The organism is Streptomyces sp. 12E (assembly GCF_055633275.1).
The window spans coordinates 1317456-1332128 of record NZ_JBVNCJ010000001.1; the positions used below are offsets into that span (position 1 = coordinate 1317456).

The window sequence follows — 14673 nt, forward strand, 5'->3', positions numbered from 1 at the left end:
GTGGACGACGGCCGGGGCGTGCGCCCGCGCCCAGCTCAGGGCTAGAGCGCGAGCAGCTCCTTGGTCGTGATGGTGAGTAGCTCGGGTCCGCCGTCCGCCTCGGGGCGTACGACGAGCGTGTCATCGATCCGGACTCCGCCCCGGCCCGGGAGGTGGACCCCCGGTTCGACGGTGACCGGCACACAAGCGTCCAGTTTACCCATGGCCGAGGGTGTCAATTGAGGGTCCTCGTCGATTTCGAGTCCCACGCCGTGACCGGTGAGCTCGGGGAGCGCCCCGGCGTACCCGGCGGAATCCAGGACGTGGCGTGCCGCGCGGTCCACGTCACGGCAGGCGGCGCCCGGCACCAGGGACTCCCGGCCCGCCCGCTGGGCGGAGAAGACGAGGTCGTACAGCTCGATCTGCCAGTCCGCGGGAGCCGTGCCGATGACGAACGTGCGGCCGATCTCGCAGCGGTAGCCGCGGTAGGTGGCGCCGAGGCAGACGGAGAGGAAGTCGCCCTCCTCCACGCGGCGGTCGGTGGGGCGGTGGCCGGGGCGGCCGGCGTTCGGGCCGGTGGCCACGGAGGTGGGGAAGGCGGGGCCGTCGGCGCCGTGGTCGACCAGGCGGCGCTCGAGTTCCAGGGCGAGGTGGCGTTCGGTGCGGCCGACGAGGATGGACTCCAGGAGTTCTCCGAGGGCCTGGTCGGTGATCTCCGCGCCGATGCGGAGACAGGAGATCTCCTCCTCGTCCTTGACGACGCGGAGCTGTTCGACCGCGCAGCCGACGTCGGCGAGACGGAGGCGGGGGGCGACGTCGCGGATCGCGCGGTGGCGGGTCACGGTGAGGTGGTGCTCCTCGACGGCGAGGGAGTCGACGCCCTGGCCGACCGCGAGGCCGGCGGCCGTGACGGCGGCGTCGCCGCCGTCGCCGGGGACGACGTGCACGCGCAGCGAGTCGTCGGGGCGGCCCTGCGGTGAGCGGTCGTCGGGTGGGGCGGCGCACACCAGCAGGTCCTCGGTTCCGCCCAGCAGCAGCACGGCGCCCTCGGGGGCGGCGCCGGCGAGGTAGCGCACGTTTGCGGGCCGGGACACCAGCGCCGCCGCGCTGCCACCCGCGTTGCAGCATTCCCGTAGCCGCGTCCGGCGGACCGCGTAGACCTCTGACATTCTTCGAGCGTAGGAGCGGCGGCCGGATGCCGCCGGTCGAGCGGGGCCGAGTGGGGGTGCCGCGGGGTCCGGGTGAGCGTCCTCCGCCGCACCACCGCACCCCGCTCCCGCCCGTCGGCGTCTGCGGGAGCGTCCTGGCCTGCCACGCCACGCGACCGCGGACGGCCGTGCCTCCCCGGTGTCTTGGGCCCCGGGACCGCGCGCCCCGGTCGGCACCGGCTCGGGCGGCTACGGGAGTCCCGCGTTCACCACTGCGGGGGGCTCGCCATCGCGCGGGCCAGGACGTCGTCCAGGACGCGGGCCGTTTCCGGTATGTCCAGCTGGGAGTTGTCGATGATGGGGAGACCCGAGCCGTACCAGCCGGCCATACGGCCGTGGATGCGGGCCACCTCCTCATCGGTGAGGCGGCGGTTGCCGGAGCGTTCGGCGTTGCGCTCCAGGACGATGTCCAGGCCCGGGAGGAGGACGACCGGCAACAGGCCGGGGCCCACGTGCCGCTTCCAGCCGCCGAGGCCGACGACGGGCCGGTCGGGGAAGACCGCGTCGTCGAGGATGCACGAGATCCCGTTGGCGAGGAAGTTGCGCGCCGCGAATCCGCAGGTGCGGCGGGCCAGGCGGTACTGCGCCTCCGAGTGGTCGTTCCACCCGGACTGCGGGTCGGCGAACCCGGAGCGGACCCACTCGCGCACGTCGTCGAGGCTGATGTGGGCGGTCGGCACGCGGCGGTGGTCCGCCCAGTACTTGGCCACGCTCGTCTTGCCGGCGCCCGCGGGGCCTATGAGCAGCACCGCGAGGATCGTGCCGGCCGGGTCGGGCGCGGCAGGGGCCTGCGGCGGACTGGGCATGGCGACCGGGGCGCCGGGCGGCAGCGGTACGTGGCCGGTGGTGTCCGGCGGCGGGGGCATCGAGGCGTGCCGCGGGCCCGTGGGGGGCGGGGTGGGGCCGGGCGGAGGCGCGGGGTAGCCCGGTGCCGGAGGAGGCACGGGCGCTGGGGCGGGGCCCGGGTGCTGGCCCGGGTGGTGTGCGGCCGGTGACCAGCCGATGGCCGGTCCGTGCCCCGGCTGGTGGGGCGGCGGCAGCGGAGAACCCACTGCGTGCTGCATCCGGTGCCACTCCGTCTCGTACAGGCGATGGGGCGCTGACAGCGGGGGGAGGACCCGCGTGCTACCGAACGGTACCGCCCCCTGCCGTCGTTGTGTGAACGGCCGGGGGCGGTGATGAGTGCCCGGGGTGCTACTCGCCGACCTCGCCGTACGCGGCGAGCAGCACGGCCGGGTCCGGACCTTCGAGCACCGTGGGCCTGGCCAGGCCGTCGAGGACGATGAAGCGCAGCAGGTCGCCGCGGGACTTCTTGTCGACCTTCATGGTCTCCAGCAGCTTGGGCCACTGGTCGTAGCGGTAGTGCAGGGGGAGGCCGACCGACTCGAGGACCGTGCGGTGGCGGTCCGCGGTGGCGTCGTCCAGGCGGCCCGCGAGGCGGCCCAGTTCGGCGGCGAAGTGCATGCCGACGGAGACCGCCGCGCCGTGGCGCCACTTGTAGCGCTCGTTCTTCTCGATGGCGTGGCCGAGGGTGTGACCGTAGTTCAGGATCTCGCGGAGACCCGACTCCTTCAGGTCCGAGGAGACGACGTCCGCCTTGACCCTGATCGAGCGCTCGATCAGTTCCGCGGTGTGCGGGCCCGCCGGGGTGCGGGCGGCCTGGGGGTCGGACTCGATGAGGTCCAGGATCACCGGGTCGGCGATGAAACCGGCTTTGATGACCTCGGCGAGTCCGGAGACGTAGTCGTTGACCGGAAGGGAGTCCAGGGCGGCCAGGTCGCACAGCACGCCGGCGGGCGGGTGGAAGGCGCCCACCAGGTTCTTGCCCTCGGCCGTGTTGATGCCGGTCTTGCCGCCCACGGCCGCGTCCACCATGGCGAGCACCGTGGTCGGGACGGCGATCCAGCGGACCCCGCGCAGCCAGGTGGCGGCCACGAAGCCGGCCAGGTCCGTCGTGGCGCCGCCGCCCACGCCGACGATGACGTCGGTGCGGGTGAAGCCGGACTGGCCCAGCGCCTTCCAGCAGTAGGCGGCGACCTCGGCGGTCTTGGCCTCCTCCGCGTTGGGCACCTGGATGGCGATCGCCTCGTAGCCCTGGTCGGCCAGGTCCGCGCGGAGGGCGTCGCCGGTCTCGGCGAGTGCCTCGGGGTGCACGACCGCGACCCGCTTGGCCTTCTCACCGACCAGCCCGCCCAGTTCGCCCAGGAGCCGGCGGCCCACCAGGACCTCGTAGGGGTCGGTGCCCGCCGTGCCGCCGATGCGGATCCGCGTCACTGCCTCGCTGCTCATGCGTCCTTCAACTCCAGTGCGTTCAGGGCTGCCTCGGTGACTTCCTCGGGCGTGCGGCCGTCGGTCGGCACGACGGCCGTGGCGGCTTCCTCGTACAGGTGCCGGCGGGCTTCCATCAGCTCGCGCCACTGCTTGCGCGGGTTGACCGCGAGGAGCGGGCGGGCGACGCCCAGACCGGTGCGCCTGACCGCTTCCTCGACGTCCATCGACAGGTAGACGACCCGCAGGCCCGCGAGCAGCGCACGCGTGTCGGCGTCGAGGATCGCGCCGCCGCCGAGCGCCAGGACGCCCTCGTGCTCGGTGAGCGCGGTGCGCACCGCGCGCTTCTCGATGGCGCGGAAGGCGGGCTCGCCCTCGTCGACGAAGATGTCGGCGATGGCCCGGCCCTCGGCGGTGACGATGTCGTCGTCGGTGTCGCGGTAGGCGACGCCCAGACGCTCGGCCAGCAGCCGGCCCACGGTGGACTTGCCCACGCCCATCGGGCCGACCAGCACGATGACCGGCGAGCTCATCGGACGGCCAGGTTCTCGAGGTACGACGTCACGTTGCGGCGGGTCTCGGTGACGCTGTCGCCGCCGAACTTCTCCGCGACCGCGTCCGCGAGGACCAGGGCGACCATCGCCTCCGCGACGATGCCGGCGGCCGGCACGGCGCACACGTCGGAGCGCTGGTGGTGGGCGGCGGCCTCCTCGCCGGTGACGACGTCCACGGTCTTCAGCGCCCGCGGCACGGTGGCGATGGGCTTCATCGCCGCGCGTACGCGCAGCAGCTCGCCGGTGGTCAGTCCGCCCTCGGTGCCGCCGGAGCGTCCTGAGGCGCGCTTGATGCCCTGGTCGGTGGCGAGGATCTCGTCGTGCGCCTTGGAGCCGGGCACGCGGGCGAGGTCGAAGCCGTCACCGACCTCGACGCCCTTGATCGCCTGGATGCCCATGAGGGCGGCGGCCAGGCGCGCGTCCAGGCGGCGGTCCCAGTGGACGTGGGAGCCGAGGCCGACCGGGACGCCGTACGCCAGCACCTCGACCACGCCGCCGAGGGTGTCGCCGTCCTTGTGGGCCTGGTCGATCTCGGCGACCATCGCCTTCGAGGCGTCCGCGTCCAGGCAGCGCACCGGGTCCTCGTCCAGCCGCTCCACGTCGGCGGGGGTCGGGTACACGCCGTACGGCGCCTTGGCCGCGGCCAGCTCGACGACGTGGCTGACGATCTCGACGCCGGCCGTCTCCTTCAGGTACGACCGCGCCACCGCGCCCAGCGCCACCCGGGCGGCGGTCTCGCGGGCGGAGGCGCGCTCCAGGATCGGCCGGGCCTCGTCGAAGCCGTACTTCTGCATGCCGGCCAGGTCGGCGTGGCCGGGGCGGGGGCGGGTCAGCGGGGCGTTGCGCGCCAGGCCGGCCAGCACCTCCGGGTCGACCGGGTCGGCCGCCATGACCTGCTCCCACTTCGGCCACTCGGTGTTGCCCACCATGACCGCGACCGGGGAACCGAGGGTCAGACCGTGCCGGACGCCGCCGAGGAAGGTGACCTCGTCGCGCTCGAACTTCATCCGGGCGCCGCGACCGTAGCCCAGCCGCCGCCTCGCGAGGTGGTCCGCCACCATGTCGGTGGTGATCGGTACGCCGGCGGGAAGACCCTCCAGCGTCGCGACGAGTGCGGGACCGTGCGACTCCCCCGCGGTCAGCCAGCGCAACCTGCTCAACGGTGCTCCTCCATGCTCGCGCCCCGGTACTGCCCTGCGTACACGTGTCCTCGTGCACGGCTGTGGCGTGACGGGGTGCGCGGCCCCGGTCCGCCGTCTCCGATCCTCCCACGTCCGGGCCGGGCGCCCGGCCGCCGGTCCATCAGGCGGACGGGCGAGGTCACGGGCCGGGCGGTGGAGGAATCAGGCCGGGCGGGCGCCCTGGCGGGGCCGGGGGCGTAGGCGCCGAGGGAGTCGGCGCCGCTCGGCTGCCGGGCCGGGCGGGGCGCCGCCTGCGGAACCGAGGGTGGATGCTATCGGGCCGCGAGCGCCCGCTCCCCCGCTTTTCGCATGGCGTCCAGCGGGGCCGGTGAGCACCCCGTCATCTGCTCCACCTGGAGCACCGCCTGGTGCACCAGCAGGTCCAGCCCGCTGACCACGGCGCCCCCGTACGCCGACCAGCGGGCGGCGAGAACCGTCGGCCACGGGTCGTAGAGCACGTCGAAGAGGGCCGTCGGGCGCTCCGGGACGGCCCCCGCGAGGGCGTCCGTGACACCGGCCGGGGTGGTGCTGACGACCAGCGGGGCGTGCAGGGCCTGCTCGGCGTCGTCCCAGGCGGCGATGCGCACCGTGACGTCGAGCCGCTCGGCCCACTCCCGCATCTCCGCCGCGCGGGCCTCGCTGCGGACGTGGACGGTGACCTCGCCCGTGCAGATCCGGGCCAGTGCGGCGAGGGCGGAGGAGGCGGTGGCGCCCGCGCCGATGATGGCGGCCGTCTCCACCTTGTCGATGCCGTGCTCGCGCAGGGCGGCGATCATTCCGGGGATGTCGGTGTTGTCGCCGGTCCGGCGGCCGTCCGGCGTGAGGACGACCGTGTTGACCGCCTCGACCGAGGCCGCGGTCTCGCTGACCGAGTCGAGCAGCGGGATCACCGCCCGCTTCAGCGGCATGGTCAGCGACAGTCCCGCCCACTCGGTCCCGAGCGTGTCGAAGAAGCCGGGCAGGGACTTCTCGTCGACCTCGAAACGGTCGTACGTCCAGCCTTCCAGGCCCAGCTCGGCGTAGGCGGCGCGGTGCAGCACCGGGGAGAGCGAGTGGGCGATCGGCGAGCCGAGCACGGCGGCTCTGCGGGTGGCGGACATCAGTTGCCCCTCGACGCGTTGAACTTGTCGACGAGCTTCTGGTGCTCGGCGATGGTCCTGGCGAACTCGGTCTTGTGCATGCCGTCCGTGGCGACGAAGTACATCCAGCCGTCGCTCGTCGGGTCCAGCGCGGCCTGCAGGGCCTCCTCGCCCGGGTTGCCGATCGGGCCGGGCGGCAGGCCCTTGTTGGTGTACGTGTTGTACGGATCGGGGTTGCTGTTGATCTCCGACTCGGAGATGTCGATCTCGCTCTGGCCCAGGAGGTAGTTGAAGGTCGAGTCGAACTGCAGCTCCTGGTTCGTCTCGGTGTTGGTGGGCTTGAGACGGTTGTAGATCACCTCGGACATCTTGCGGAAGTCGTCGTGGGTCTTGCCCTCCGCCTGCACCAGGCTCGCGACCGTCACCAGTTCCCACGGTCCTTCGAGACCGAGGCTCCCGGCCTTGCCCTCGAAGCCCAGCTCCTCGTACTTCTCGGTGGCACGAGCCACCATCTGCTTCAGTACGTCCTCGGGTTTCTGGCCCTTGGCGACGGAGTAACTGGACGGGTAGAGGAAGCCCTCCAGCGGATCCTTGACGTCCTCGTGGTTCACGGCCCAGTCGGGCAGACCCAGGGTCTTCCACTCGCTCTCGGCGACCTTGGCCGTGGTGCCCTTGTCCAGCTCGAGGCGCTTGTCGATGAGCTCGTAGACGGCGACGTTGCGCTTGCCCTCGGCGATGACCAGGTTGTTGCGGCTCTCGGGGCTGAGCATCAGCTCGACCGCGCTCGCGGCCGACATCTCCTTCTGCAGCGTGTAGACGCCGTCCTGGATGCTCTTGCCCTGCGGGTTGGCCGCCTGGGCCGCGACGAAGGCGTCGACGCTCTTGACCACGCCCATCTTCTTGAGCTCCTGGCCGATGGCGTACCCGAGGGAGCCCTTGGGGATGACGACGGTCACCTGCTCGCCGTTGCCGTCCCCCGCGAAGTCCGGGGCGCTGCCGAAACGATCCTGGTAGAACTGGTAGCCGAAGTAGCCGACACCCGCGAGGCCGCCGCCGAGGACCACGACCACGACGAGGCAGGCCAGGCCGCTGCGTCGCTTCTTCTCCTTGCCGCCCCGGCCCCGGCGGTCGCCGCGCCCGCTCCGGTCGTCCGGCTCGTCGTCGGCCGCGTCACCGTCGTCGCCACCGCCCGCGAAGAAGGCGTGTTCGCCCTGGTCGGGGCCCGGGTCCCAGTCCTTCTGCGGCTCGGGTTCGGTGCGGCGGCCGGGGGGCTCGGGCGGCGGGTAGGCATCGGGCGTGCCGTAGTGGTCGGCCTGCTCCCCGCCGTACGTCCCGGCCTGCTGCGCGTACGGGTCCGTCGGGTCGGCGGCGTAGGGGTCCTGCGGGTGGGAGCCCGTGGGCCAGCCGTTCTGGTCGTACTGCGGCTGTTGCTGCCGAGGGGCGTACTGCTGCTGGTCGTACTGGGACTGCTGCTGGCCGTACTGGGACTGCTGGTCGTACTGGGACTGTTGCTGCTGGTCGTGCTGCTGTCCGCCGTACCCGTACTGCTCCCCGGCGCCCCAGTCGCCGTACTGCTGATGCGTCTGCGGCTGCTGCGGATAGTGCTGTGGCTGGCCGCCGTAGGGGGACTGCTGACCCTGCTGGGAGTACTGGCCCTGCTGGGTCTGCTGCCCACCCCATCCGCCGTCCCCGTACAACGGGTCGTCCGGATGCCACGGTTCGGAGCCCTGGCCCCGGCCATACTCAGTCATCGATCCCCTAGAGCCGCGAGGCGGCGGGCGCGCGGCCGCCTGAAGACCACGGCTCCCGTACCGTCTCTTTCTGTGCGGCGGCTGTTCGAACACCGACCGCATCGCGCGGAACGTTACCGTACCGCGATCAGATGACCACTTCGACGCCCTCACCGGGTGGTCTGCCTGACACCCGTTCGGATTCCAGCGCCTGCTGGAGGATGACCACAGCGGCGGCCTGGTCGATGACCGAGCGGCCCTTCCTGGACCTGACGCCGGAGGCGCGCAGCCCCTGGCTCGCCGTGACCGTGGTCATCCGTTCGTCGACCAGGCGCACCGGAACGGGTGCGATGCCACGGGCCAGCTCCTGCGTGAAACCCCTGACCTTGGCCGCGGCCGGGCCCTCGCCCCCCTTGAGGGAACGGGGGAGGCCGACGACGACCTCGATCGGCTCGTACTCCTCGACGAGTTGCCGCAGCCGGCGGTGCGCGGCGGGGACGTCCCGGCCGGGGACGGTCTCGACCGGCGTGGCGAGGATCCCGTCGGGGTCGCACGAGGCGACCCCGATGCGGGCGTCCCCGACGTCGATCGCGAGACGGCGGCCCCGGCGCATCACCGGGCCGCCCGCCTGCTCGTTCACCGGGTCGTTCACTTGGCGGTGTCCGCCACGAGCCGCTCGACGGCGTCGACGGCCTCGCCGACGGCGGCGGGGTTCTGGCCACCGCCCTGGGCGACGTCCGGCTTGCCGCCACCGCCGCCGCCGAGGGTCTTGGCGGCGGTGCGGACCAGGTCACCGGCCTTGAGACCGCGCTCGCGGGCGGCCTCGTTGGTGGCGATGACCGTCAGCGGCTTGCCGTTGTTCACGGTGAACAGGGCGACCACGGCGGCCCGGCCGCCCTGGATGCGGCCCCGCACGTCGAGGACCAGCTTGCGCAGGTCGTCCGCCGTGGTGCCGTCGGGGACCTGGCCGGTGACGAGGGCGATGCCGCGGACGTCCTTGGCGGACTCGGCGAGACCGGCGGCGGCCTGGAGCACCTTCTCGGCGCGGAACCTCTCGATCTCCTTCTCGGCGTCCTTCAGCTTGCCGAGCATGGCGGAGACCTTCTCCGGGAGCTCCTCCGGACGGCCCTTGATCAGCTCCTGGAGCTGGGCGACGACCGTGTGCTCACGGGCGAGGAAGTTGTAGGCGTCCACGCCGACCAGGGCCTCGATGCGGCGCACACCGGAGCCGATGGACGACTCGCCGAGCAGCTTCACCAGCCCCAGCTGGGCGGTGTTGTGCACGTGGGTGCCGCCGCACAGCTCCTTGGAGAAGTCGCCGATGGTCACGACGCGCACGCGTTCGCCGTACTTCTCGCCGAACTCGGCGATGGCTCCCTGCTTCTTGGCCTCGTCGATGCCCATGACGTCGGCGCGCACGTCGAGGTCGCGGGCGAGCACCTCGTTGATCTTCTGCTCGACGTCGGTCATCACGGCCGTCGGCACTGCGGACGGGGAGCCGAAGTCGAAGCGGAAGCGGCCGGGCTGGTTCTCGGAGCCGGCCTGGGCGGCCGTCGGGCCGAGGGCGTCGCGCAGCGCCTGGTGGGTGAGGTGGGTGGCCGAGTGGGCGCGGGCGATGGCCGTACGGCGGCGGCCGTCGATGGAGGCGTGGGCCTTGGCCCCGACGGTGACCTCGCCGACCTGGACGACGCCCTTGTGGACGTACACGCCCGGCACCGGCTTCTGGCAGTCGCGGATCTCGATGACGGCGCCGGTGTCGACCTTGATGCGGCCGGTGTCGCCGATCTGGCCGCCGCCCTCGGCGTAGAAGGGGGTGCGGTCGAGGACGACCTCGACCTCGTCGCCCTCGGTGGCGGCCGGCGAGGAGACGCCGTCGACGAGGATGCCGACGACGGTGGACTCGCCCTCGGTGTCGGTGTAGCCGATGAAGTCGGTGGCACCGGCGCGGTCGGCGATCTCGCGGTAGGCGCCGAGGTCGGCGTGGCCGGTCTTCTTGGCCTGGGCGTCGGCCTTGGCGCGCTCCCGCTGCTCCTTCATCAGGCGCCGGAAGCCCTCCTCGTCCACGGACAGGCCCTGTTCGGCGGCCATCTCCAGGGTGAGGTCGATCGGGAAGCCCCAGGTGTCGTGGAGCAGGAAGGCCTTGTCGCCGCCCAGGACGGTGCCGCCGGCGGCCTTGGTGTCGCTGACGGCGGTGTCGAGGATGTTGGTGCCGGCCTTCAGCGTCTTGAGGAAGGCGTTCTCCTCCGCGAGGGCGACCTTCTCGATCCGCTCGCGGTCGGTGACCAGCTCCGGGTACTGCTGTCCCATCATGCCGATGACGACGTCGACGAGGTCCTTGACGACCGGGCCGGTGGCGCCGAGCAGGCGCATGTTGCGGATGGCGCGGCGCATGATGCGGCGCAGCACGTAGCCGCGGCCCTCGTTGCCGGGGGTGACGCCGTCGCCGATGAGCATCACGGAGGTGCGCATGTGGTCGGTGACCACGCGCAGGGAGACGTCCGAGGACTGGGCGTCGCCGTAGCGGACCCCGGTCAGCTCGGTGGCCTTGTCGATGACGGCCATGGAGGTGTCGATCTCGTACATGTTCTGCACGCCCTGCAGAATCATGGCGAGCCGCTCGAGACCGAGGCCGGTGTCGATGTTCTTGCTCGGCAGGTCTCCGAGGATCTCGAAGTCGTCCTTGCCGGTGCCCTCGCCCCGCTCGTACTGCATGAAGACGAGGTTCCAGATCTCCACGTACCGCTCGTCGTTGACGGCGGGGCCGCCCTCGGCGCCGAACTCGGGGCCGCGGTCGTAGTTGATCTCGGAACAGGGGCCACAGGGGCCGGGGACGCCCATGGACCAGAAGTTGTCCTTCTTGCCCAGGCGCTGGATGCGCTCGGCGGGCACGCCGACGACGTCGCGCCAGATCCGCTCGGCCTCGTCGTCGTCCTGGTAGACGGTGATCCACAGGCGCTCGGGGTCGAGCCCGTAACCGCCCTTGTCCTGGGGGCTGGTGAGCAGCTCCCAGGCGAGCTTGACGGCGCCTTCCTTGAAGTAGTCGCCGAAGGAGAAGTTGCCGCACATCTGGAAGAACGTGCCGTGCCGGGTCGTCTTGCCGACCTCTTCGATGTCGGGGGTGCGCACGCACTTCTGCACGCTGGTGGCGCGGTCGAAGGGCGGCTTGACCTCGCCCAGGAAGTAGGGCTTGAAGGGCACCATGCCGGCCGGGACGAGCAGCAGAGTCGGGTCGTCCGCGATGAGCGACGCCGAAGGGACGACGGTGTGCCCGCGCTCCTCGAAGAAGCTCAGCCAGCGGCGGCGGATCTCGGCCGACTCCATCAGTGGTCCTCATTCCGGTTGTACGGGTACGTCGGGTACGTCGGGTGCGCCGGCTTCCGCGCCGGGCCCTCGACGTACTTGGTGCTGTTGCGGTTCTCGATGACGGCGTAGCCGCGGGGCGCGGGGAGTTCGCGGTCGACGGGGGCGTTGAGACCGAGCGCGTCGCCCAGTTCGGCCTCGCGCCGGGCCATGTGGTCGCGGACCTCGAGCGCGAAGTCGACCGCGCGGTCCTTGAGCCGGCCGCCGGCCTCGATCGCCTTGTTCGCCGCGGTGACGGCGAGGTGCTCGGGCGTCAGCTGCCTGATCTTGCGGTTGACCTTGGTGGTGGCCCACACTCCGGCGGCGACGCCGCTGGTGAACCAGAACGTTCGGCGGAACATCTCTGGGTCAGTCCTTCTTTCCCCGGGTCCGCTTGTCACGCCGCGCGCCCGGGACGGTGCGGCCCACGATCACGTCGCGCCTCGGCTCCCTGGCCGGGGCGTCGTCCTTGCGGCCGCTGACGGCGCGGCGCACGCCGTAGCCGAAGGCGGCGACCTTTACCAGGGGGCCGCCGAAGGTGGAGGCCACGGTGGTCGACAGCGCGGAGGCGTTGGAGGTGACCTCCTGGACGTCGGAGGCGATCGCGTCGACCCGTTCGATCTGGGTCTGCGCGGAACGCACCGCCGCCGAGGCGTCCGCCAGCAGGGGGACGGCCTGGTCGGTCACTTCCGCCACGAGCCTGGTGGTCGCCCGGAGCGTCTGGGCCAGCCTCGCCAGCGCGACGGCGAGGAAGGAGACCAGGATCGCCCAGAACACGGCCACCAGGATTCCGGCCACCTCGCCACCGGACACTGTGTGCACCCGCTCCCTTGAAACGCGCCTGAACATCGAGAAAGTCGTGGAGTCGAGCCTATCGCGCCGGTGACGGGACTCCGTACCGGATTACCGTCCGCCACCGGTGGAGTCGCGGCAGGAAGCGGCACGGAGCAAGTCGAGCCCGCCGTCCCCCACCTGGAGGGGCGGGATGACGGCGGGCTCGGGATACCGCGTGCCTGCTGGGGTCAGCGGGCGTAGTACTCGACGACGAGCTGCTCGTCGCAGATCACCGGGATCTCCTTGCGGTTCGGCTCACGGTCCAGGCGGAACGCCAGGGACTTGAGGTTCACCTGGAGGTAGCGCGGGGTCTCACCGTCGGGGGCGAAGCCGCCTTCACGGGCGATCGTGAAGAGGGTCTTCTCCTTGCTGCGGTCGCGGACCTGCACGACGTCGTCCGGGCGGACACGGAAGGAGGGCTTGTCGACCTTCTTGCCGTTGACCTGGATGTGACCGTGGACGACCATCTGGCGGGCCTGGTAGATCGTGCGGGCGATGCCCGAACGCAGGACCAGCGCGTCGAGACGGCGCTCGAGCTCGATGATCAGGGCCTCACCCGTCTTGCCCTGCACCTTGGAGGCACGCTCGTAGGCGCGGACGAGCTGACGCTCGGAGATGTCGTACTGCGCGCGCAGACGCTGCTTCTCCAGCAGACGGACCTTGTAGTCCGAGTTCTGCTTGCGGCCACGGCCGTGCTCGCCCGGCGGGTAGGGGCGGGCCTCGAAGTACTTGACGGCCTTCGGGGTCAGCGCGATGCCGAGGGCACGCGACTTCTTGACCTTGGGGCGGGACTGGTTCGCCACTTCTCTTCCTTTTCCTTTTCGGCTGCCTCAGGGTTACGGGAGGTCGCATCCGCAGCAGGGGAATTCCCATCGGGCCCGCGAGGGGCCTGGTGGGCAGCCGCTCCCCTGAACTGGGCACATACGTGCAGCACACGAACGGCCCACCGACCGGTCCCCGGACTGACGGGGAGGGTGGTGGGCTGCCCGCGACACCTACGACGGTGCGCGACGCTCCTGGATCGAAGGATCCGGCTGGGTGTCCCGCCTGAGGCGCCGACCGGAGCCGGACACGGGACTCAGCACTCCGGCAGAGTCTACAGGGTGGTCAGGACCGCTTCCGACCGAGGTGCTTCCTGGTCCACTCCACCGCGTCCGCGTACCGTGCCTCCGCGCCGTGCCGGGTGGGTTCGTAGTACGTGCGGTCCTTCAGGGCGTCCGGCGCGTACTGCTGTGCGGCGATGCCCTCGGGCAGGTCGTGCGGGTAGGTGTATCCCTTCCCGTGCCCCAGCTTCGTCGCGCCCTTGTAGTGGCCGTCCCGCAGATGGGGCGGCACCGGCCCGGCCAGTCCCTTGCGCACGTCGTCCAGCGCGGCGCCGATCGCCGTGGTGGCGGCGTTGGACTTGGGCGCGAGGGCGAGGGCGATGGTGGCGTGGCTGAGGGTGAGGGCGGCCTCGGGGAAGCCGATCATGGCGACGGCCTGGGCGGCGGCGACGGCGATCGGCAGCGCGTTCGGGTCGGCGAGGCCGATGTCCTCGCTTGCGGAGATCATCAGTCGGCGGGCGATGAAGCGGGGGTCCTCGCCGGCCTCGATCATGCGGGCCAGGTAGTGCAGGGCGGCGTCCACGTCGGAGCCGCGGATGGACTTGATCAGGGCACTGGCGACGTCGTAGTGCTGGTCGCCGTCGCGGTCGTACTTCACCGCGGCCCGGTCGACCGTCTCCTCCAGCGTGGCCAGGGTGATCTCCGCCTCGCCCTTGTCCAGCGCGGCCCCGGCGGCGGCCTCCAGGGCGGTCAGCGCGCGGCGGGCGTCGCCGCCCGCGATGCGCAGGAGGTGGTCCTCGGCGTCCTCGGGGAGCGTGACGGCGCTCTTCAGGCCCCGTTCGTCGGTGAGGGCGCGCTTCAGCAGGTCCCGGACGTCGTCGTCGGTGAGCGGTTCGAGGGTGAGCAGCAGGGACCGGGAGAGCAGCGGGGAGATGACCGAGAAGTAGGGGTTCTCGGTGGTCGCGGCGATCAGGGTGACCCAGCGGTTCTCCACGGCCGGGAGCAGGGAGTCCTGCTGGGCCTTGCTGAAGCGGTGGATCTCGTCGAGGAAGAGGACGGTCTCCTGGCCGTACCCGCCGGAGGCGCGGCGGGCGCCGTCGATGACCGAGCGGACCTCCTTGACGCCCGCGGTGATCGCCGAGAGTTCGACGAAGCGCTTGTTGGTGGCCTTGGAGACGACGTAGGCCAGGGTCGTCTTGCCGGTGCCGGGCGGGCCCCAGAGGATGACCGAGGAGGGCCCCGCGGGACCCGAGGCGCTTTCGCCGACCAGTCTGCGCAGGGGGGAGCCCGGCTTCAGCAGGTGCTGCTGGCCCACCACCTCGTCGAGGGTGCGCGGGCGCATCCGGACCGCCAGGGGGCTGCCGGTCGGGTCCTTCTCCTGGCGTTCTTCTGCTGCGGCGGTGAACAGGTCGGGCTCCACGCTGAAACCCTAAAGCACCGCGCCGACAGCCCGGAGCG

At 71.9% G+C, this 14673-nt stretch carries 13 protein-coding genes; all 13 read right to left on the reverse strand.

The window, feature by feature from the left end; translation table 11 throughout:
* Nucleotides 1-41: 41 nt before the first annotated feature.
* Nucleotides 42-1148, reverse strand: coding sequence for an aminopeptidase P family protein (locus ACZ8ZB_RS06155; protein WP_470736694.1), 1107 nt, complete (start codon nt 1146-1148; stop codon nt 42-44).
* 245 nt (nt 1149-1393) lie between these two features.
* Nucleotides 1394-2251 carry a Pro-rich N-terminal domain-containing protein gene (locus ACZ8ZB_RS06160; RefSeq protein ID WP_470736695.1) on the reverse strand — a complete coding sequence of 286 codons (858 nt, stop codon included), beginning with the start codon at nt 2249-2251 and terminating at the stop codon, nt 1394-1396.
* Between the two features lie 130 nt (nt 2252-2381).
* Nucleotides 2382-3476: a 3-dehydroquinate synthase gene (aroB, locus tag ACZ8ZB_RS06165; RefSeq protein ID WP_470736696.1), complete on the reverse strand. Its 1095-nt coding sequence runs from the start codon at nt 3474-3476 to the stop codon at nt 2382-2384.
* Nucleotides 3473-3988 (reverse strand): shikimate kinase, encoded by a 516-nt coding sequence (locus tag ACZ8ZB_RS06170; protein WP_470736697.1) that lies wholly within the window; start codon nt 3986-3988, stop codon nt 3473-3475. Before ACZ8ZB_RS06170 ends, aroB begins: the two co-directional genes overlap by 4 nt.
* Nucleotides 3985-5169 (reverse strand): chorismate synthase, encoded by a 1185-nt coding sequence (aroC, locus tag ACZ8ZB_RS06175; protein WP_470736698.1) that lies wholly within the window; start codon nt 5167-5169, stop codon nt 3985-3987. The genes ACZ8ZB_RS06170 and aroC overlap by 4 nt, the downstream gene beginning before the upstream one ends.
* Nucleotides 5170-5462: 293 nt before the next feature.
* Nucleotides 5463-6290: a shikimate dehydrogenase gene (locus tag ACZ8ZB_RS06180; RefSeq protein WP_470736699.1), complete on the reverse strand. Its 828-nt coding sequence runs from the start codon at nt 6288-6290 to the stop codon at nt 5463-5465.
* Nucleotides 6290-8020 carry an endolytic transglycosylase MltG gene (gene mltG / locus ACZ8ZB_RS06185; RefSeq protein ID WP_470736700.1) on the reverse strand — a complete coding sequence of 577 codons (1731 nt, stop codon included), beginning with the start codon at nt 8018-8020 and terminating at the stop codon, nt 6290-6292. The genes ACZ8ZB_RS06180 and mltG overlap by 1 nt, the downstream gene beginning before the upstream one ends.
* A 127-nt stretch (nt 8021-8147) precedes the next feature.
* Nucleotides 8148-8612 (reverse strand): Holliday junction resolvase RuvX, encoded by a 465-nt coding sequence (ruvX, locus tag ACZ8ZB_RS06190; protein WP_470741428.1) that lies wholly within the window; start codon nt 8610-8612, stop codon nt 8148-8150.
* Nucleotides 8613-8647: 35 nt separating this feature from the next.
* The gene (gene alaS, locus ACZ8ZB_RS06195) at nt 8648-11320 is read right to left on the reverse strand and encodes an alanine--tRNA ligase (RefSeq protein WP_470736701.1); all 2673 of its coding nucleotides are present in this window, start codon (nt 11318-11320) and stop codon (nt 8648-8650) included.
* The gene (locus ACZ8ZB_RS06200) at nt 11320-11700 is read right to left on the reverse strand and encodes a hypothetical protein (protein WP_470736702.1); all 381 of its coding nucleotides are present in this window, start codon (nt 11698-11700) and stop codon (nt 11320-11322) included. Before ACZ8ZB_RS06200 ends, alaS begins: the two co-directional genes overlap by 1 nt.
* A gap of 7 nt (nt 11701-11707) precedes the next feature.
* Nucleotides 11708-12160 carry a DUF948 domain-containing protein gene (locus tag ACZ8ZB_RS06205; protein WP_470736703.1) on the reverse strand — a complete coding sequence of 151 codons (453 nt, stop codon included), beginning with the start codon at nt 12158-12160 and terminating at the stop codon, nt 11708-11710.
* 200 nt (nt 12161-12360) lie between these two features.
* Nucleotides 12361-12975 carry a 30S ribosomal protein S4 gene (gene rpsD / locus ACZ8ZB_RS06210; protein ID WP_030867712.1) on the reverse strand — a complete coding sequence of 205 codons (615 nt, stop codon included), beginning with the start codon at nt 12973-12975 and terminating at the stop codon, nt 12361-12363.
* Nucleotides 12976-13279: 304 nt separating this feature from the next.
* Nucleotides 13280-14635 (reverse strand): replication-associated recombination protein A, encoded by a 1356-nt coding sequence (locus tag ACZ8ZB_RS06215; RefSeq protein WP_470736704.1) that lies wholly within the window; start codon nt 14633-14635, stop codon nt 13280-13282.
* Nucleotides 14636-14673 lie beyond the last annotated feature (38 nt).